Source organism: Chloroflexota bacterium (genome assembly GCA_016197225.1).
In the GTDB taxonomy this organism is placed as follows: Bacteria; Chloroflexota; Anaerolineae; order Anaerolineales; family VGOW01; genus VGOW01.
In genome coordinates this window covers 38,534-57,069 of sequence record JACPWC010000029.1, presented here as the reverse complement: position 1 = coordinate 57,069, position 18,536 = coordinate 38,534, and the positions used below count along the sequence as shown (strand labels likewise).

Here is an 18,536-nt window from a genome sequence, read left to right as displayed (position 1 = left end):
GTTAGCTTAGGCGAACCAATTCCGGCGCGGCGGAAACGCGCTATCTGAAAGGACTTACGGAAAATGCAGATTCCACAAAACCTTATTCCAATGGTGATCGAAACGTCCGGGCGGGGCGAACGGGCTTACGACATCTACTCCCTCCTTCTCAAGAACCGCATCATCTTCGTGGGCACGCCCATCAACGATCAGGTGGCGAACGTCATCGTCGCCCAACTCCTCTTCCTCAACCAGGAAGACCCGGAGAAACTGATCCAGATGTACATCAACTCGCCCGGCGGCCAGATTTACGCCGGCCTGGCGATTTACGACACCATGCAACAAATGACGGCCCCGGTCTCCACCGTCGCCGTCGGCGTCACCGCCTCGTTCGGCACGGTGCTTCTCACTGCCGGAACCAAAGGCTATCGTTACGCCTTGCCCAACGCCACCATCCACCTGCACCAGCCGCTCGGCGGGGCGCAGGGCCAGGCCACCGACATCGAAATTCAAGCCAAAGAAATTTTGCGCCTGCGCGAAAAGCTCAACGGCATCCTGGCCACGCACACTGGCCAGACGCTCGACGTGATCGAGCGCGACGTGGAGCGCGACTTTTACCTCGACGCTGAAGGCGCGGTCAAGTATGGCCTGATCGATCAAATTCTCACCGCCCCGGAACGGTCGGATAACGGCAAGAAAGCATAGCTCGCAACTACACAGTTTCTTTGTCCGACGACAGACGACGGACGAATGACGACATTGGTCTTTCGTCCGTCGTCTGTCGTCTTTTTTTTCAATGCCCTCCCTCACCTCCATCCGCCATCTCATCATTGATATGGACGGCGTGCTCTGGCACGGCGAAACGGCCCTCCCTGGCCTGGTCGAATTTTTCGCCTTCCTTCGCCGCCGGGCGATTCGTTTTATTCTGGCGACCAACAACGCCAGCCAGACGCCGGATCAATATGTGGCGAAGCTTGAGCAGATGGGTGTGGCCGTCACCCGCGATGAAATTTTGACCTCGGCCCAGGCCGCCGCCATCTATCTGAGCGGGATAGCGCCAAAAGGCGAACCGGTGTATACCATAGGTGAAGCCGGCGTCACCCAGGCCCTGGCCGAGCAGGGCTTCACCCTCAGCGACGGGGAGGCGAACTACGTGGTGGTGGGCATGGATCGCGGGCTGACGTGGGAGAAGCTGGCGCAGGCGACCTTGAACATTCGCGCCGGGGCAACCTTCATCGGCGCCAACCCCGACACAACTTTGCCAACCGAGCGCGGCATTGTTCACGGCAACGGCGCGGTTCTGGCATTATTACAAACGGCGACCGAGGTCGCGCCCGTCATCGTGGGCAAGCCTCAGCCGATCATGTACCAGCAGGCCCTGGCTCGCCTCGGCGGTAGTCTGGCCGACACCGTTGCCCTGGGCGACCGTTTGGAGACTGACATCCTGGGCGCAGTGAACGCCGGCCTTCGCAGCATCCTTGTTCTGTCGGGGATATCGTCTCGTGAACACCTGGCCGGGGTGAACTACCGGCCCGACTGGATTTTTACAGACATTGCCGACCTGACCATGCACTGGCAAGCCGAACCATGACCCGACCCAAACCCGCTCCCGAACTGGAAAAACGCCTGGCTGAGGCCAACGCCAAAATCTCCCGCAACCCCGGCGACTGGCAAACGTTCATGGCCCGGGCCGTCATCCACAAACAACTGGAGAATTACCCCGATGCCGCCGCCGATTACACCACCGCCCGCGACATTCAACCGGGCAACGCCCAAATTCTTGTGGAGCGGGCCGCCATCTACCGCCTGATGAATGAGACCAAAATGGCGCTCGCCGATCTCGTTCAGGCAATCGAGATCGATCCCAATTTGGGGCAGGCGTTTTATCAGCGCGCCCGTTGCCTGGAAGACCTGGGCCAGCCGGAGCGGGCCATCGCCGACTACGGCAAGTGCATCAAGCTCATGGCCGACAAGCCGCACGGCTATTACGGTCGCGGCGAAGCTTTCATGAAGCTCAAGCAATACGACGCCGCCGTGGCCGACTTGAGCAAGGCCATCACCCTCGCGCCTAAAGTGGCGGCCAGCTACAGCTTGCGGGCCTTGGCCTATTACTGGCTCAAGCAGTTGGACAAATCGCTGGCCGACTATCAAATGGCCGTTTCCCTGGAGCCGACCAATCCGCTTTACCTGCACAACTGCGGCGTCGCCTGTTTTGAACTCAAGCAATACAAACAGGGCATCGTCGAATTTGACAAGGCGGTTCAGGTTGCGTCTAAACAAGTTGAAAGCTATTTCTATCGCGGGCGTTGTCAGGCCGGCCTCGGCCAACTCCGGGCCGCCATCAAAGACTTCGACAAGGTGCTGGCCTTGAAAGACAATCACAAAGAAGCGCTCTCGATGCGCGGCAACGCCTTGCTGGAGTTGAAAGACTACAACGCCCTGGCCGCCAACGACGAGCGGCTGTTGGCTATTGACCGCCGAAACGCCGACGCCCATTACCGGCGCGGCCTGGTGAACATGGCCAACCGGCTGATCGATCAGGCCATGCAGGATTTCAGCCAGGCCATCATCAATCGTCCGACCTTTGCCGCCGCTTACGAGGAGCGGGCGCGCATTCATGCCATGCGGGCCGACAAGCTTTCGGCCCTCTCCGACCTCACCGCCGCCATTGAACACGGGCTGGACGACCCGGTGGTGTTTGCCCTGCACGGCAAGCTGGTGAGAGAGAAGGGCGATTTTTCGTCGGCGTTGACGGATTACGACAAGGCCATTGAGGGCTTGCCAGAGGCGGTTGAGTTGTATCGCGACCGGGGCGAGATTCACTATCGCCTGCGCAACTACAAACAGGCCGTTGAAGATTTTCTGCACTGTGTTCAAATCCGGCCCAACGACTCGGTGCTTCGCTTCAACCTGGGAAGCGCCTACTACGAAAACAACCAGATGGACGAAGCGCTCGAAGCCTTCACTCGCGCCATCGCCCTCGACCGCAACGACCTGCCCAGCTACCTCAGCCGGGCCGACATTTATTTTGTGCGCGGCGATTTCAAGCGGGCGACCGAAGACTACAGGAAGGTGGCCCAGAGCGCCCGTGACCCTCGGAACAAACAACTGGCCGAGGAACGTCTGGCCCAGATTGCGGCCATGAAATGACTTACCTCTTCGATCTCTCGCTAGCTGACCTCGCGAGTCTGCTGGCTGGGTGGGGGCAACCCGCCTTTCGCGCCAAACAAGTGTGGGGCTGGGCATATCAACGACTGGCGCCTTCGTTTGAAGCCATGACGGATTTGCCAAAACCCCTTCGCCAACACCTCAGCGCCGAACTGCAATTCAGCCGCCTCACTCCTGCCATCAATTTGCATTCCACCGACGGCACAACCAACAAGTTGTTGTTTCGCCTGGACGATGACCGCCAGATCGACAGCGTGCTCATGGGCTACAACCAGCGCCCGACGGCCTGTATCTCGAGCCAGGCCGGGTGCACCATGGGTTGTGTGTTCTGCGCCACCGGTCAGATGGGTTTCGACCGCCACCTGAGCGCCGGCGAAATTGTGGAGCAGGTGTTGTGGTTTGCCCGTGAGCTAAAGAAAAAGGACGACGCGCTGTCCAACGTCGTCGTCATGGGTATGGGCGAGCCGTTTCATAACTACGAAGCCACCCTGGCCGCCGTTGACCGCCTCACCGACCCGACCGGATTTAACTTCGGCGCGCGCCGAATCACGATCTCCACCGTCGGCCTGGTTCCGATGATTGAGCGTTTTGCCGACGAGAAACGGCAGGTGAATTTGGCCGTCTCCCTCCACGCCGCTACCGACGAGTTGCGAACTGAGCTTCTGCCCATCAACAAGAAATACCCGCTCAAAGTTTTGCTTCCGGCTTGCCGGGAGTACGTTGCTAAAACGGGCCGCCGCCTCTCGTTTGAATGGGCGCTCATTCAAGGTCAGAACGACACACCCGCTCAAGCGCACGCACTGGTAAAGCTCATCACCCAACCCAAACTGTTGTGCCATGTCAACATCATCCCGCTCAACCCCACGCGCGATTACGCCGGGGCGGCGGCCACCCGCGAACGGGTCGCCAACTTCAAAGCCATTTTAGAAGCCGGCGGCGTCACCTGCACCGTCCGCGTCCGGCGCGGCATTGACATCAACGCCGGGTGCGGGCAGTTGCGGGTAGCCGCTGGCAAGTCCGCGCCGGCGTAATTGAAATAAAGCCTTGTACATCCAACGCTTGAGCGGTTGACGCTCAGGCGTTTTTTTGTTATGCTGTCTGCGCTATTGCAAGTATTTGCAATAAGCCAAGAGCGGGTTCCCTGGACAGGTCTTCGGGCTTGGTGATTTCAACTCCATGTAACAAGAAAGGGGAATGTTAGACTAATCGAGAAGCGGTATGTCACACCATGCCTTTGATTACGCCGCCCTCATGCGCGAACGCGGGTTTCGCGTAACACCTCAACGCCAGTTGATCCTGGATGTGATCTGCGAGAGCGGGGGGCATATTACGCCTGAGGAAATTTACAAGCACATCCACGCCAAAGCCCCGGCTATTAACCAGGCCACCATCTATCGCAACTTGGATTTTCTGTGCGATATGCGGCTGGTGGTGGCCGCCCAAATTGGCGGGCAGATGCATTACGAAATCGCCGGAGAAGTTCCTCATCACCATTTGATCTGCCGCAAATGCAATAAGATAATGCAAATCGGTCACGATGTTGTGAAAGGCTTGTTTGACGAGATTCAACGCGAGAAAAAATTCGTAATAGATATGGATCATGTTACTCTGTTCGGTTTGTGCCAGAAGTGCCAGCGGCTTAAATAACGGATCAGCCCCGATATTGCCTTTACATCCCAAAACCCAAAGGAGAATTACACCGTGCAATTCAGAAAGTCGCTTGTAGCAGTGATCCTTGCCGGTTTGCTGTTGGTCGCCTGTGGCGGAGCCTCAACCCCGATCGCGGCCGGGAATCTAAGTGTCGTCACCACCGTCTCGCCAATTACGAATATTATTTACAATATCGGCGGCGATAAGATCAATCTGTCGGGCATCGTCCCTGAGGGCACAAACTCTCATACATTTGAGCCTGCTCCGTCGGACGCTAAGAAATTGGCAAAGGCTGATTTGATCTTCGTGAACGGATTGAAGCTTGAAGAACCTACCCTGAAACTGGCTGAAGCCAACAAAAAGCAAGGCGCTGAAATTATTGTGCTTGGCGAACAGACCATTAAGCCTGATCAGTATAGGTATGACTTCTCGTTCCCCAAAGAAGCCGGTAGCCCTAACCCGCACCTGTGGCCGAACCCGATCTATGCTTTGCGCTATGCTGAGATTGCTCGTGACGTTCTTGTCCGCCGCGACCCGGCCAACGCCGATTACTACCGCGCGAACTACGATGCGTTCAAGGTCCGGATCGAAGCGCTGGATCAAGCAATCAAGGCTACAATTGCCAGCATTCCCGAAGGCAACCGCAAATTGCTAACGTATCACGATTCCTTTGCCTACTTTGCCCCGCGCTATGGAATGACCGTCATCGGCGCCATCCAGCCCTCGGACTTTGCCGAACCCTCGGCCCAGGAAGTCGCGGCGCTCATCGAACAAGTGAAACAGGAGCAGGTTCCAGCCATCTTCGGCTCAGAAGTATTCCCGTCCCCGGTGCTGGCGCAGATCGGTAAGGAAGCAGGGGTGCAGTACGTTGACACGTTGCGCGACGATGATCTGCCCGGCAAACCGGGCGATAAGAACCACTCGTATCTGGGCCTGATGGTTGAAGACCTCAAGATTATGGCCGCCGCCCTCGGGGGCAACCCTGACCTCATTGCCAGCTTTGATACCTCGAACTTGCCCGGCCTCGACAGCACAGTGGAACAACAACAGTAAATCGCACAGTTGACAGGGCGCTCGAGACTCGAGAGAGCGCCCTGCTAAGAAAGAGCCGCACCTTGCAACCACTTGTCGAACTCAATCATGTCAGTTTCGGCTACGGCGCTGAGCCAGTGTTGGAAAATGTTTGCCTGCATCTGCACCCCGGCCAGTTCGCCGCGCTGGTTGGGCCAAGCGGCGCCGGTAAGACCAGCCTGCTAAAACTAATTCTTGGCACACTCCAGCCCACGCATGGCGAGGTCTGCATTCACGGCCAGGCGCTCAATGGCCAGCCTGCGCCCCAGGTTGGGTACGTGCCGCAGTTGGAGACGGTGGACTGGAATTTCCCGGTCACCGTTGAGCAGGTGGTATTAATGGGCCGGGTACAGCGGTCGAGCATTTGGCCCTGGCCGAGCGTCGAAGACAAGCATCGTTTGCGGGCTGTGCTGGAAAGGCTGGATATTGCCAAACTGGCGGGGCGGCATATTCGCGATCTGTCCGGCGGGCAACAGCAACGTGTTTTTCTGGCCCGCGCCCTGATTTCCGAACCTGACTTGCTGGTGCTGGATGAGCCGACTTCGGGTGTGGATTTGCGAACGGCGGAAAACATTTTGCATATGCTGGCCGACCTGAATCGGCAGGGCATCACGGTGCTAATCACCACCCACGATCTCAACATGGCCGCCTCTCACCTGCCCTGGGTGGTTTGCCTCAATCGCCGGGTAGTTGCTCAGGGCGCGCCGGATGATGTCTTCACGGTCGAGACGCTCAACGAAACTTACCAGGGCGACATGCTTGTGATTCGCCAAAATGGAATGCTATTCGTGCAACAGAAGCCGCATAGTCATGGCTATCATGATATTGTGCTGAATCCGGTGGCCGGCGAAACCCCGGCCACAACGCTGGAGCCGGAAGATGGAAATCTTGTTAGAACCCTTTCAATTTGAATTTTTCCGCAACGGGACGATTGCCGCAGTGCTGGTGGGCGGCCTGTGTGGCCTGATTGGCGTTTACATCGTCTTGCGGGGCATGAGCTACATTGGACATGGCTTGTCGCACGCCATCTTCGGCGGGGCGGTGGTGGCTTTTGTGATGCAATGGAATTTTTATATTGGCGCGGGGCTATGGGGTTTCCTTGCGGCGCTTTTGATCAACCAGACAGTGCGCCGCACAAAAATTAACGCCGATGCCGCCATTGGCGTCATCACCACCGCCAGTTTCGCCGCCGGGGTGGCGTTGATCAGCCGCTACCGCCGTTTCACTCGCTCCTTCGACGCGGCTTTGTTCGGCAACATTCTCGGCGTCACCTGGCAGGATGTATTGGTGGTCGGCGCAGTAACATTGATGGTTGCAGTCATCGTCTTCTTTTTGTACAAGCAATTGCTGTTCACCACCTTTGATTCTCAGGTGGCAAAAGTGTACGGCGTCAAAACCGAGTGGATAGATACGATCTTTGCCCTGATGCTGGCCGCGGCGCTCATTGCTTCCATGCAGATTCTCGGCGTTACTTTGATTGCCGCGGCGCTGGTCATTCCGGCAATCACGGCGCGCCTGCTCACCGATAGCTTTAGCCGGATGATGCTGTCGTCCGTTGGCATTGGCGCGCTGACCGGATTGGTCGGCATGTACCTCAGCTATTACGTGGATGTGTCGTCTGGGGCGTCAATCGTTTTGCTTCAGGCGGCCGTCTTTGGCGCAGTGCTGGCCGTTACCTCTATTCAAAAACGCAGTGCTCGACGATTGATACACACGCACGTTTGAAGTCGTAACCCCATAACTTTCCCGAAGATGCTGGCAATTTTATAGGCGGGTCGGGCCTGGAATCTGCCTCCACAGCCGTGGCGGTTGCCCCTTTGTCAGCGTGGCTGAAACTTTCCCTCTCCAAGTCAATCTAATAGTCTGAAATGCGTTCCCTGGCTTGATATAATTGGGCTTTATCGGAAGTTGACCAAGGACCTGACAGGTCTCACATCTGGGAAACCCGTTTTCTTTCGGAGTTGACAGAGAGCGGGTTTCTGCGCGAAAGAGCGGGTCTTCATCGTTATGTCTGAAAATAAACCTTTAGTGCATGTTGAGAACGTCAACAAAGACTTTCAGGGGCCGGCGGGTGTCATCCACGTGCTCAAGAGCGTGAACCTGGAAGTGAACCAGAGCGAGTTTGTGGGTGTGCGCGGGCCGAGCGGCTCTGGCAAGTCTACGTTGATCAATATGATCACCGGCATTGATCGGCCTACCGGCGGCAGTGTGCGTGTGGCCGGGGAGCCGATTGAGAAGATGAGTGAAAACCAGTTGGCCCGCTTCCGGGGCAAAAACATTGGCGTCATCTTCCAGTTTTTTCAACTTCTGCCGACGCTGACTGTGGCCGAGAACGTGATGCTACCTATGGACTTCTGCCGGGTGTGGAAGCCGCGCGAGCGGCCTGAACGGGCGATGAATTTGCTGGAGCAGGTGGGGCTGGCCGACCAGGCCCACAAATTGCCGAACACGCTCTCCGGCGGCCAGCAACAACGGGCGGCCATTGCCCGCGCCCTGGCCAACGACCCGCCTTTACTGATGGCCGACGAGCCGACCGGCAACCTGGACAGCAAGACGGCTGACATGGTCTTCACCCTGTTTGAAGAGCTAGTGAAGAAAGGCAAGACCTTCATCATGGTCACTCACGATGTTGAGTTAGCCAAGCGGATGCCGCGCCTGATCGAAGTGTTGGATGGCGTGCTGTACGAAAACGGAAACAAGATTTAGCTATGAACACCGCCTTTCGCAAAGTCTGGCGCGACCTGTGGAACAATAAGGGCCGCACTGTGCTGGTCGTGCTCAGCATTGGCGTGGGCGTGCTGGCCCTGGGCATGATCTTTGCCAGCAACACCCTGCTCACTCGTCAGATGACGATCTCGCAGGAAGCCAGCCGGCCCTCGAATGTGATTTTATATTTGCGCGGCCTGGTGGACGATGAAACAGTGAAGAGCGTCGCCCGCCTGCCTGAAGTTGTGGACGCTGAAGGCTTGGCCAGCCTGAGCATCCGCTGGAAACCCTCGCTCGACGCCGAATGGGAGCAAGCCACCGTTATCGCCCTCGATGACTACGAGAACCAGAAATTTGATCTGATTGAACTGCGCTCCGGGGTCTGGCCGTCGTCAGATGCAGTTGCGGTCGAGTTCAATCATGTTACGCCCCATCATGTGCCGGCAGTGGGCGGCGCGATCTATTTTGAAGTCAACAACAAACCCAAGGCCATGCAGATCGGCGGCACGGTGCGCGACCCGCAACAGTTTCCGCCGCCCTTCAGCCAGGATGTGACGTTTTACGCCACGCGCGACGCTCTGGTGACGCTGGGCGGCAACCGCGAGTTTTCGCAGATCAAGTTCACCATCCCCGATTACACCAAAGAGAAAGCTGACTACGCCGCCGACGCGGCGGAGACCCGGCTCAACAAGATTGGCGTGGGCGTGAGCTTTGTGCAAACGCAAGACCCCAGACGCCACTTCTTGCAGGACACGATGGACGGCGTCGGCCTCATTATGGCTGTCATGGCCGTCATGTCGCTCGGCCTCAGCACCATTCTGGTGATCAACACCATCAACGCTCTCATCGCCCAACAAGTGCCGCAGATCGGGATCATGAAGACTGTGGGCGGACTCTCGAATCAGATTGCGACTCTGTATCTGGCCGGGGTGGCCGTCTACGGCATGTTGAGCCTGGCGCTGGCCGTGCCCTTCGGCGCGATTGGCGCTGACGCCCTGGCCCGTTGGATGCTAGGCCTGATCAACGTTCCGGCGGCGCCGTTTGAGGTTCTGCAACTCGCACTGCTGGCTCAGGTCGGCGCCGGCCTGGTGACGCCCCTGCTGGCCGGGCTGTGGCCGGTGTTGCAAGGTGTTGCCATCTCGGTTCGCGAAGCCTTGAATGCTTATGGCCTCGGAACTGGGCGTTATGGCGGACGTTTGCTGGATCGAATTTTGGGCCAGGTACAAGGCCTCCCCCGCATGGTGGCGCTTGCCCTGCGCAACACGTTCCGGCGGGCCGGGCGCGTAGTCCTCACCGAGATCACCCTGATCGCCGCCGGGACGATCTTCATGATGGTCATCAGCACCCACTACTCGTTCAACGAAACCATCCTGCAAATCTTCAAAGGCTTCGGCTACGATGTCATCATCGGCTTCGAGCAGTTTCAGCGGATTGAGGAAGTGGTGCCGCTGATCGAATCGCGGCCAGACGTGGATCAGGCCGAGATGTGGGTATTTTACACGGCTAACGCCCAGGCGCCGGGCGCGAGTGGCCCGGGCAGTGAACACGAAATCTTTCTGCGCGGTATTCCCAAAGACACGCAACTCTTTGAGCCGCAATTAACGGCGGGCCGAATGTTGAACCCGGCGGACGGGCGGGCGCTGTTGTTGAATCAGAAGCTGGCTGGAAAGATGGGACTGGGGGTGGGCGACCAGATTCAACTCGACCTGGGCGACAAGGGGAAGTCGTCGTGGACGATTGTGGGCCTGATCTTCGACCTGGCCGGGCGCGATCAGAACACGGCGTATGTGTACCGCGACCCGCTCAACGAAGAACTGGGTCTGGTGGGCCGGGCCTCGGTGGCTGAGATTCGCGGAACAGTGAAGACGCTGGAAGCGCAGACAGCCATTGAAAAAGACATGCGCAACTACTTCAAGTCGCAAGGCATCAACTTGAGCTTCACCGACACCGCCCTCAAAAGCCAGCAACAGGCCAACGCCCAGTTCAGTATCCTGACCACACTTCTGCTGATCATGACGTTTTTGATCGCGGTCGTGGGGAGCTTCGGCCTGTCGGGAACGCTGTCTATTAACGTGCTGGAGCGCCGCCGCGAGATCGGCGTGATGCGAGCGGTGGGCGCGTCGTCGTTGGATGTGGGTTTCATTTTTATGGGCGAAGGCCTCCTGCTGGGCGTGTTGAGTTGGGCGCAGGCTGTGCCGCTCAGCATGCTGGCCGGAAGATTTTTTGTGGACGCGCTGGGCGAGGTGATTGATTTCCCGGCGGTCTATCATTACTCTTTCACCGGCCTATGGATCTGGCTGGGGGTCGTGGTGGCGCTGTCCTTGCTGGCCAGCGGCCTGCCCGCCCGCCGGGCCACCCGGATCAGCGTGCGCGAAAGCCTGGCTTACGAATAACAGTATATGGAGTTAACCACAATGAAAAAAACCTTCTTCATGCTTCTGGTGAGCGGCCTCATGCTGGCCGCCTGCAGCAACGCCACCCCGACTCCCGCCGCCGAGGTGCCCATCGTCGTTGACAACTTTGCCGTGAGCGCCGAGGGGCGGCTGGTGCCGGCCAATTTTGTTCAGCTCTCGTTTAGCGCCGGCGGCAAAGTGGTTGAGGTGCTGGCCGCCGAGGGCGGAGCGGTGGCCGAGGGCGACGTGATCGCCCGGCTGGGAAACAGCGAGGCTTTGCAGGCCGAAGCGGCTCGAACAGAGCTTGAGGTGCTCAACGCCCGACAGGCGCTCGACGATTTGAAAGAGAACGCGGCGCTGGTAAAAGCGCAGCTGGAAGCCGAAGCGGCTCAGGCTCGGGAGGCGCTGGACAAGGCCCAGCGGCGTTTGCGAAACCTGAGCAACCCGGATATTGATTTTTATCAGGAACGGGTGGAAGACGCCCAACTGGCGCTGACTCAAGCTCAACAGGAATCCGAGATCACCGACATTGGAGCGGCCACAGCCGGTTTGCAGGCGGCCCGCGATGGTTTGAAGTTGGCCGAGGAGTATTTAGGCCGAGTGAAGTCGGGGAATGACGGCTGTGGCAACTGCGATCCTCAAAGTGTTGAGGACGCCCAGGATGTTTACAATGACGCCGCTCACGCCGTCCGCATTGCCGAGATACGTTTGCAACAGGCGCAGACCGCGAACGCCAATGCCATTGAAGACGCGCAAAAAGCGCTGGAAGATTCTCAACAGAATTTAGCCGCCGCCCAGCGTTCGCCGGATGCCCTCAAGCTGGCCGTGGCCCAGGCCGAGGCGTCTCTGGCTGAGGCCCGCCTGACCGACGTCCAGAGGCGGCTGGGCAAAGTGCAGTCCGGCCCCGACCCGGATCAACTGGCGCTGGCCGAGGCCCGGCTGGCCACGGCTCAATCGGCGCTGACGGCGGCGAAGGTGGCGCTGGACAATACCGAACTGCGTGCCCCGTTCACGGGCACGGTGGCCAAGCTTGGCCTGAAAGTTGGCGAGCAGGTTGCGCCGGGCCAGGCGGTAGTTACCCTGGCCGACTTCTCCAGTTGGAGGGTTGAGACCGACAACCTGACCGAGATCGAAGTGGTGAAGATCACAGAAGGACAAGGGGCGGATATTGTGTTGGATGCTCTGCCGGATGTGACATTGAGGGGCAAGGTTGAATCCATTGGCACGGTGTTTGAGGAAAAACGCGGCGACATCACCTACACCGTTAAAGTCGTTCTCACCGAAGGCAACCCGCTGGCCCGCTGGGGCCTGACGGCGGCAGTGACGTTCGACAAGTAGGGGCAACGTCTCGTCGCCCGATGACGGCCCGGCTCTCTACCTCAAACCTTCGCTAATACTTCCTCGATCCACCTCGTTCGCTCATCCTCGGCAGTTGCCGCCTCCGCAGCCAGTCGTTTCCTCACGGCTTCGCGCCCTGGTAGGGCCGGGCCGGCTCCCCAGGTTGCGGCGGCTAAACTGCCCAGCGTGTTCGCCAGCGTGCCGGCGGCAGGCAGGCTCAGGCCACGCAACTGCCCGTAGATCAATCCGGCGCTAAAGGCGTCGCCCGCGCCGGTTGTGTCTACCGCCTTCACTGAAAACGACGGCACGTTAAACAAGCCCGACGAGTCGGCCAGCAAACAACCCTCCGCGCCCAGCTTGAGGCCCACCAGCTTTACGCCGCGCGCTACGAGCGCCCGGGCCAGGTCGGCGGGCGAGTCGCCGACTGCCAGCGCCCGCGCCTCCTCCACGCCCAGCACGCAAATTGACAGGCGCGGCAGGAGTTGGCCGATCTCGTCTGTTCGAGCCAGCGCCGGCAGGAGGCCGGTGTCGAGTGAAAGTGCGAGGCCATGTTGCCCGGCCAGTTCAATTGCCTGTAGAGCCGCCTCGCGCTGAGGCGGCTCGAGCAGGGCATAGCCCGACAGATGTAGAAATCGCGCGCCTTTGAAAATTGTTGGGTTGATGGCGGAGGGTTCGGTGTTGACGTTTGCGCCGCGATGGCCGAACATGGTGCGCTCGCCGTCGGGCGTGATGGGGATGAAGAACAACCCGGTTGAGGCGGCCTCGTCGTGTTGAACCGCGCTGACTTCCACGCCAGAGTCTGTCAGGGCGCGCAGTGCCAGACTGCCCCAAACGTCCTCACCCAGCCGCCCCACCATGCTGGCGGCCACACCGAGCTTCGCCAGCGCAATGGCCGTATTCGCCGCCGAGCCGCCTGCCTGCGTCGTCATCTGCCCGGATAGCGCGTCGCCGCCGGGCCGGGGGTAAGTTGAGATCGGCATCAACACATCCACGTTGATGTCGCCCAACACGATGGCTTCGCTCATGTCCCCTTCACGGCGGCGACAAAGGCGCGGATGCGATCCATATCTTTTGCGACCGGGCTACCCGGCATGTTGGTGGCCGTGTTGGAATCGACTCCCGACGGTTGAACCGCCTCGATGGCCCCTCTTACGTTTTCTGTTGACAGGCCGCCGGCGAGAATGACCGGAACGCTGACGCTTTCGGCGATGCGGCGGCTGAGGCGCCAGTCGTGCGCGCGGCCGCTTGCGCCCACGCCGGGCAGGCCGCGCACTTTGGTGTCGAGCAGAAACCAGTTGCTTACTGGCGCAAACTGGTGGGCGAGGGCGATACTGGATTCATCTTCAACCGGCACAGCCTTCATCAGTTGGACAGATGATGGCAACTGCTTTCTCAGTTGGGACATCGCCTCCACGCCCACCTCGTGAACGTCGGTGGAAATGTGAACGATGTCCGGCTGAACGGCGTCAGCCATGCGCCGAATTTCGTCAACGCCGGTCGCCATCGTCAGCGCCACGCGCTTTGTGCCCGGCGGCAGAGAGGCGGCCAGTTGCCGCGCTTCGGCGAACGTCAACTCGCCGTGAACCAGACCGTACTTGCCGGCCACAAAGCCAATGTGATCCACGCCAAGTTCGGCGGCGGCTTGCGCCTGCTCAATGTTCGTGAAGGCGTAGATTTGAATAAGCATGCACTGGCGTGAAAACGTGGAGCGAGTTGGCAACTCGCGCTACTAAAACAACCTCACCTCCACCATCTCGCCCTCGCTCACCCCGTTCGCGTTGAGCGGAATGTGGATGATGCCGTCGGCGCGGATGAGGGTGAAGATCAGGTTCGACTTGCCGAAGACCGGCTCGGCCAGCATTTCGCCGTCGCGCTCGACGAGGCGGGCGGGCACGTAATCTTCGCGTCCGGCCTCGGAGGCAATGTTGCGCGTGAGTTTGGCTCGCACGCGCCGCGTCAGGCTTTCGCGCAAACCCAACATGCGCTCAATCGTTGGCTTGACAAACAACTCGGCGATGACCAGGGCGCTCACCGGATTGCCCGGCAGGCCAAAGACGGGTTTGCCGTCACACACCGCCAGCAGGGTCGGCTTGCCCGGTTTCACCGCCACCCCGTGCACCAGCACGCCCGGCTTGCCCAGTCGGTTGATCACGTCGCCGGTCATGTCGCGCACGCTCACCGAACTGCCTGCCGACAAAATCAGACCATCGCATTCGCTCAAAGCTTTTGTGGAAGTGGTTATTAGTGTATTGAAGTTATCGGGGGCGATGCCGTAACGGACGGGGAGGCCGCCAGCCCGTTGAACCAGGCCGCCCACTGAATACGAGTTGATGTCCCGAATCTGGCCTGGCCCTGCGTGAGACTCTGGCGGCACGACTTCATCGCCGGTGGCAAGGATGGCGAACGTTGGACGACGGGCGACCATCACTGACGTGATGCCTAATGCCATCAAGCCACCCAGGTCTTGCGGCCTCAAACGTCTCCCCGCCTCGATGACGGTTGCCCCGGAAGCAGGCAAAGTTGCGGACGCGCCAAAAGTATCTTGGGCGCGGACGGCGTAACCGTCCATCGTCGAGCGCGGGAAGGCCGGGAGCGCGGCGGGCGAGCGAACCGGCTCGGCCGTGACGCGGTCGAGCGCGTCAACCGTGAGGATACTTTCAGGGTGGACGCTGGCAGGCAGATGCTTGAACAACTCGGCCAGCGCGAGAGCGGGTGGCAGGACGTTGAAGAACTCAGCCATGCGGAATTCTCCAATTCTCCCATTCTCTAATTCTCTGAGAATCAGAGAATTAGAGAATGGGAGATTAGCGATTCTGGATAGACCAGTCGAAGCCGATCTCTGGATCGTCCCACGGGATGCGTTCTTCATCCGGGTTCTTGGGGTCGTAGGCTTTGGTGACGTGGTAGAACAGGATGACGGGCTGGTTGCCCAACACCTGGTAGCCGTGGGCGATGCCGATCGGGATCAGGATGATGACCGGGTTGTCCTCGCCCGCGTAAACCACCTGAGTCACGCCTTTGGTGGGCGAGCCTTCGCGCCGGTCGTGGAGCACCACACGGGCCATGCCGCTGGCGACGTACCAAATGTCGTCCTGGTGGTTGTGCCAGTGGAAGGCTTTGATCACGCCGGGGTAAGTTTTGGTAATGGAGGTCTGGCCGAAGTGACGGAGCAGGTTGTCGTCTTCGCGCAAAATTTCGCGGAAGTAGCCCCGGTCGTCAGAGTGGGTAGCGAGTTTTTTGACTACAACGTCGTGGATGGGTGGCATAAGAGGCAGTCGGTTGGTAAAGTAGGGCGTAGTGCATATTCCGTATTCCGTAGAGCCATTACGCTATACGCACTACGCAATACGCAGGCTAACCTGATAAAGCTCGCTTCAGTTCTTCGGCGTGCTGAACCCGGTGCTCGGTGGTGCGGATGAAGAATTGCTCAATGGTGATCACGTCGCCGCGGGCGTGCCTGCCGCTTTTGTCGAAGTCGGCGTCGGCGACGGTATCAAGCGTTGCCAGCACCTGGGCGTGGCCGGTTTCGATCATATTTAGAAAGTCGGCCACTGACTTTTCGGCCTGTTTTTGCACAGAGCGGCGATTGAAACGGTTGAGGTCAAAGTCGTCGGGCACGGGGGCTTCGCCTTTGAGGCAACGCTCGATCTGGCCGAGTTGGCCGCCTTCGGAGACGGCGAGGTGGGCCAGCACGTCGCGGGCCTTCCACTGCGCGCCCTCGTCGGACGGCGCGGGCATTTCCCACTGCTCGGCGGTGAAGCTGTTGAAGATTGACATGCTGGCGGCGTGGTCGGCAGTAATTCTTTGGTGGATGGAGTCTTTACGGGACATGGGTTTACCTTTCTCTTTAAGAACTGGACTGATTGCCGAGTGCTTTCTTGACTAACATCAGCATCTCGTCCATCATCAATTTGAAGTTGGGGCACTTTTGATAGACGAGAACCGGATCAAGTTTGGGCAACAACGTACGGGCCATAGTCGTTTTCTTGTAGCCTCGCCCGTCTCGACTTTGGCTGAAGAGGCGATCTAGCAATTTGGATGGAGGTTCATCGAAATTTACATCTTCGGGGCGGGCAGAGTTTGCGGAGAGCTTGAGGGCTGGGAACAAACGGGGATCGCTTAATAGCCAAGCCTCTGTTTCATGCACGGCAAAGTGTTGGCGGAAACGTGAGCGATCTGCTTCAGGAATACGTTTCACTATCTCGGCGCGGGCGTGGGCAATCTTTTGATCGCGGTCAGCATGTTTGGAATAGTCGAGCTTCAAGCCATAGAGGTCGAGCAATCCAAAAACGGCGATGGTATCATCGTTGGATAAGTGGAACCGAGTTTTGTTGGCGACGTTATCCAAATAATGGGCGTTGCCTTCAAAACGCACAGGCTGGATGCGAATGGGTTGTGGCAATTGGGGATCAAGCCAGCGCTTGAGAAATGGCGGCAGTTCTTTCTCTGTCCATCCTTCTACGAGAAGTACGATTTTCATTCGATACTCTCTAGTTCTCCCGACAACATCAAATCGCCCAATTGAAAATGTTCTAGCCAGCGACTTAGCTCGGCTTCGGGCAATCGTCGCAAACGAGATTTGCCTTCAATCGACTCTACTATTGTTGTAATATCGGCTCGCCCTTTGAATCCATTTAGAAATTGCGGCGAGTGAGTAGTGAAGATCACTTGCGTGTAACGGGCCGCGTCGGTTGCGTATTCGGCGATGAGCGGCAACATGCTGGGGTGCAGGCCGGTTTCCGGCTCGTCTATGGCAATGAGCGACGGCGGGTCCGAACCGGCCGATCCGGCCAATACAGTGAGTAAAAATAGAAAGCGCAGTGTGCCATCCGAGAGGTCGCTGGCCGATTGCTCACGGCGCAGAGAACGCCAGCGTAAACGGAGTTGGATACGACCATCCTCAGCGGGCGGGAAGACTAACTCCTCAAACTCATCACCGAAGGCGGCTTTCATTGCCGCGTTTAATTCATCTTTGAAGTACCGGTCGTTTGTGTAAAGCGTGTGCAAAACTGAGATTAGATTGCTTCCGTCCGGGTCAACGCGCAAATCGCGGCGTGAGACGGTAGCACGTCGCATTTCCGAGTCGCTATCCACGCGCACATCATGGTAAATGTAAAAGTTTGCTATTGCCCTTTGGAGTCTTGAAAAGGGTTGATTCAGTTCCGAAACCGGTCTGAATGCGATTAGAGGCTCATCTTCATCAAATGCTTCAGCATTAAGTTCTAGCTTAACTTGCTGGGCATTTAAAACAGCAGCTCGCGTTCTTGTGCGTTCCAGGACTTTTTGAGCAGGGTCGCCATTTGCTATTAGGAATTCACTTTCGATGTAGAAGGCTCCGCTTTGCCCCAAACGATTTGCGACGAGTTCATAAGTGGCGGCAGGGGACGTGAGTTGCAAACTGAACTTTATTGCATTGACCTGCCCGTCCCACAATAACGGCACCATTCCTCCAGCAGCGCGAACACTTTCTGAGAGTTTGCCATCGGCGGCGCTCTTCAATAGTTGCAGGGCGCGTAGCAAATTGGATTTACCTGAACCATTGACGCCGATCAACACATTGAGAGGGCCAGGTTCCCAAGTTACGCTTTGGAGCGAACGAAAACCTTCGATTTCAAGCCTTTGGATGCTCATAAATTATTGCCTCCTAGCTTGCTGTCGGTGGCGCAACATCCACATGCGGCACAGGCTGGCCGGTTTCAAGCGCTTTGGCGATGTCGCGCTGGTGGATCATGTTGTGGCGATAGATGAGCTTGAGCATGTTCTCCAGCGGAACCCGGCCAAACCAGGGGTGGCGGCCAACCCGGTCGAAGTCGGCGTCGGCCATGCTTTGAGCGATTTCGACGATCTCGGTCCGGGCGGCTTCAAACTGCTGAATCAGGTTAGCCGTCGTCGCCTCTTTTAGCCCGCTCACCTGGGTCGCGTTGAACTCGTCAATCACAAAATCTTCGGGCGCACCGGAGCCGCCAGCCAGAATGTCGTGGCCGTACAACACAAACGTCCGCTCGGCGCTCACGAAGTGCGCCAACAATTCGCGGATGCGCCATTCCGGGCCGGTGGTGTACACCTGTTGCCCCCATTGTGAGTCGGCCAACCCTTTGAAAAAGGTGACGGTCTTTGCGCCCTCCTCAGCCAGTCGTTTGAGAATCAATTCTTTGCGGTCGGGCATGTGCGCTCCTTTTCGTCGGGATTGAATTATACAGGGTGTGAGGCCATTCATGTTACAATTTTGGC

At 58.4% G+C, this 18,536-nt stretch carries 19 protein-coding genes; 11 read left to right on the top strand and 8 right to left on the bottom strand.

What is annotated here, in order from left to right; translation table 11 throughout:
• Positions 1 to 63 precede the first annotated feature (63 nt).
• From HYZ49_05405 to HYZ49_05355, 11 genes are all read left to right on the top strand, one after another.
• The gene (locus HYZ49_05405) at positions 64 to 684 is read left to right on the top strand and encodes an ATP-dependent Clp protease proteolytic subunit (protein MBI3241713.1); all 621 of its coding nucleotides are present in this window, start codon (positions 64 to 66) and stop codon (positions 682 to 684) included.
• A 91-nt stretch (positions 685 to 775) separates the two neighbouring features.
• A complete protein-coding gene (locus HYZ49_05400) occupies positions 776 to 1,570 on the top strand; it encodes an HAD family hydrolase (protein MBI3241712.1) in 795 nt (264 codons plus the stop codon).
• Positions 1,567 to 3,129, top strand: a complete 1,563-nt coding sequence (locus HYZ49_05395) for a tetratricopeptide repeat protein (protein ID MBI3241711.1) — start codon at positions 1,567 to 1,569, stop codon at positions 3,127 to 3,129. Before HYZ49_05400 ends, HYZ49_05395 begins: the two co-directional genes overlap by 4 nt.
• The gene (rlmN, locus tag HYZ49_05390) at positions 3,126 to 4,178 is read left to right on the top strand and encodes a 23S rRNA (adenine(2503)-C(2))-methyltransferase RlmN (protein ID MBI3241710.1); all 1,053 of its coding nucleotides are present in this window, start codon (positions 3,126 to 3,128) and stop codon (positions 4,176 to 4,178) included. The genes HYZ49_05395 and rlmN overlap by 4 nt, the downstream gene beginning before the upstream one ends.
• Positions 4,179 to 4,365: 187 nt before the next feature.
• A complete protein-coding gene (locus HYZ49_05385) occupies positions 4,366 to 4,794 on the top strand; it encodes a transcriptional repressor (protein MBI3241709.1) in 429 nt (142 codons plus the stop codon).
• 54 nt (positions 4,795 to 4,848) lie between these two features.
• Positions 4,849 to 5,850 (top strand): zinc ABC transporter substrate-binding protein, encoded by a 1,002-nt coding sequence (locus HYZ49_05380; protein MBI3241708.1) that lies wholly within the window; start codon positions 4,849 to 4,851, stop codon positions 5,848 to 5,850.
• Positions 5,851 to 5,912: 62 nt separating this feature from the next.
• Positions 5,913 to 6,779: a metal ABC transporter ATP-binding protein gene (locus HYZ49_05375; protein MBI3241707.1), complete on the top strand. Its 867-nt coding sequence runs from the start codon at positions 5,913 to 5,915 to the stop codon at positions 6,777 to 6,779.
• Positions 6,748 to 7,593, top strand: coding sequence for a metal ABC transporter permease (locus HYZ49_05370; protein MBI3241706.1), 846 nt, complete (start codon positions 6,748 to 6,750; stop codon positions 7,591 to 7,593). The genes HYZ49_05375 and HYZ49_05370 overlap by 32 nt, the downstream gene beginning before the upstream one ends.
• A gap of 282 nt (positions 7,594 to 7,875) precedes the next feature.
• Positions 7,876 to 8,574, top strand: coding sequence for an ABC transporter ATP-binding protein (locus HYZ49_05365; protein ID MBI3241705.1), 699 nt, complete (start codon positions 7,876 to 7,878; stop codon positions 8,572 to 8,574).
• A gap of 2 nt (positions 8,575 to 8,576) precedes the next feature.
• Positions 8,577 to 10,967 carry an ABC transporter permease gene (locus HYZ49_05360; protein MBI3241704.1) on the top strand — a complete coding sequence of 797 codons (2,391 nt, stop codon included), beginning with the start codon at positions 8,577 to 8,579 and terminating at the stop codon, positions 10,965 to 10,967.
• A 21-nt stretch (positions 10,968 to 10,988) separates the two neighbouring features.
• Complete coding sequence (locus HYZ49_05355) at positions 10,989 to 12,305, top strand: HlyD family efflux transporter periplasmic adaptor subunit (GenBank protein ID MBI3241703.1); 1,317 nt, start codon at positions 10,989 to 10,991, stop codon at positions 12,303 to 12,305.
• Between the two features lie 41 nt (positions 12,306 to 12,346).
• Here HYZ49_05355 and HYZ49_05350 read toward each other — a convergent pair whose 3' ends face one another.
• The 8 genes from HYZ49_05350 to HYZ49_05315 all read right to left on the bottom strand — a co-directional run bounded on the left by HYZ49_05350 (position 12,347) and on the right by HYZ49_05315 (position 18,471).
• Positions 12,347 to 13,330 (bottom strand): carbohydrate kinase family protein, encoded by a 984-nt coding sequence (locus tag HYZ49_05350; protein ID MBI3241702.1) that lies wholly within the window; start codon positions 13,328 to 13,330, stop codon positions 12,347 to 12,349.
• Positions 13,327 to 13,992: a phosphoribosylanthranilate isomerase gene (locus tag HYZ49_05345; GenBank protein MBI3241701.1), complete on the bottom strand. Its 666-nt coding sequence runs from the start codon at positions 13,990 to 13,992 to the stop codon at positions 13,327 to 13,329. The genes HYZ49_05350 and HYZ49_05345 overlap by 4 nt, the downstream gene beginning before the upstream one ends.
• Positions 13,993 to 14,034: 42 nt before the next feature.
• Positions 14,035 to 15,045, bottom strand: a complete 1,011-nt coding sequence (locus tag HYZ49_05340) for a molybdopterin molybdotransferase MoeA (protein ID MBI3241700.1) — start codon at positions 15,043 to 15,045, stop codon at positions 14,035 to 14,037.
• 64 nt (positions 15,046 to 15,109) lie between these two features.
• On the bottom strand, positions 15,110 to 15,571 hold the full coding sequence (locus HYZ49_05335; GenBank protein MBI3241699.1) for a dTDP-4-dehydrorhamnose 3,5-epimerase family protein: 462 nt from the start codon (positions 15,569 to 15,571) through the stop codon (positions 15,110 to 15,112).
• An 88-nt stretch (positions 15,572 to 15,659) separates the two neighbouring features.
• Entirely contained in the window at positions 15,660 to 16,136 is a 477-nt protein-coding gene (locus HYZ49_05330) for a DinB family protein (protein MBI3241698.1), read from the bottom strand.
• 16 nt (positions 16,137 to 16,152) lie between these two features.
• Entirely contained in the window at positions 16,153 to 16,785 is a 633-nt protein-coding gene (locus tag HYZ49_05325) for a DUF4276 family protein (GenBank protein ID MBI3241697.1), read from the bottom strand.
• Complete coding sequence (locus tag HYZ49_05320) at positions 16,782 to 17,936, bottom strand: AAA family ATPase (protein ID MBI3241696.1); 1,155 nt, start codon at positions 17,934 to 17,936, stop codon at positions 16,782 to 16,784. The genes HYZ49_05325 and HYZ49_05320 overlap by 4 nt, the downstream gene beginning before the upstream one ends.
• A gap of 13 nt (positions 17,937 to 17,949) precedes the next feature.
• Positions 17,950 to 18,471 carry a DinB family protein gene (locus HYZ49_05315; protein MBI3241695.1) on the bottom strand — a complete coding sequence of 174 codons (522 nt, stop codon included), beginning with the start codon at positions 18,469 to 18,471 and terminating at the stop codon, positions 17,950 to 17,952.
• Positions 18,472 to 18,536 lie beyond the last annotated feature (65 nt).

Coding starts and splice junctions, on each gene's coding strand:
- HYZ49_05355 (MBI3241703.1), top strand. CDS start 10,989: ATGAAAAAAACCTTCTTCATGCTTCTGGTGAGCGGCCTCATGCTGGCC.
- HYZ49_05395 (MBI3241711.1), top strand. CDS start 1,567: ATGACCCGACCCAAACCCGCTCCCGAACTGGAAAAACGCCTGGCTGAG.
- HYZ49_05335 (MBI3241699.1), bottom strand. CDS start 15,571: ATGCCACCCATCCACGACGTTGTAGTCAAAAAACTCGCTACCCACTCT.
- HYZ49_05340 (MBI3241700.1), bottom strand. CDS start 15,045: ATGGCTGAGTTCTTCAACGTCCTGCCACCCGCTCTCGCGCTGGCCGAG.
- HYZ49_05405 (MBI3241713.1), top strand. CDS start 64: ATGCAGATTCCACAAAACCTTATTCCAATGGTGATCGAAACGTCCGGG.
- HYZ49_05350 (MBI3241702.1), bottom strand. CDS start 13,330: ATGAGCGAAGCCATCGTGTTGGGCGACATCAACGTGGATGTGTTGATG.
- HYZ49_05315 (MBI3241695.1), bottom strand. CDS start 18,471: ATGCCCGACCGCAAAGAATTGATTCTCAAACGACTGGCTGAGGAGGGC.
- HYZ49_05400 (MBI3241712.1), top strand. CDS start 776: ATGCCCTCCCTCACCTCCATCCGCCATCTCATCATTGATATGGACGGC.
- HYZ49_05330 (MBI3241698.1), bottom strand. CDS start 16,136: ATGTCCCGTAAAGACTCCATCCACCAAAGAATTACTGCCGACCACGCC.
- HYZ49_05360 (MBI3241704.1), top strand. CDS start 8,577: ATGAACACCGCCTTTCGCAAAGTCTGGCGCGACCTGTGGAACAATAAG.
- HYZ49_05385 (MBI3241709.1), top strand. CDS start 4,366: ATGTCACACCATGCCTTTGATTACGCCGCCCTCATGCGCGAACGCGGG.
- HYZ49_05365 (MBI3241705.1), top strand. CDS start 7,876: ATGTCTGAAAATAAACCTTTAGTGCATGTTGAGAACGTCAACAAAGAC.
- HYZ49_05325 (MBI3241697.1), bottom strand. CDS start 16,785: ATGAAAATCGTACTTCTCGTAGAAGGATGGACAGAGAAAGAACTGCCG.
- HYZ49_05345 (MBI3241701.1), bottom strand. CDS start 13,992: ATGCTTATTCAAATCTACGCCTTCACGAACATTGAGCAGGCGCAAGCC.
- rlmN (MBI3241710.1), top strand. CDS start 3,126: ATGACTTACCTCTTCGATCTCTCGCTAGCTGACCTCGCGAGTCTGCTG.
- HYZ49_05320 (MBI3241696.1), bottom strand. CDS start 17,936: ATGAGCATCCAAAGGCTTGAAATCGAAGGTTTTCGTTCGCTCCAAAGC.
- HYZ49_05370 (MBI3241706.1), top strand. CDS start 6,748: ATGGAAATCTTGTTAGAACCCTTTCAATTTGAATTTTTCCGCAACGGG.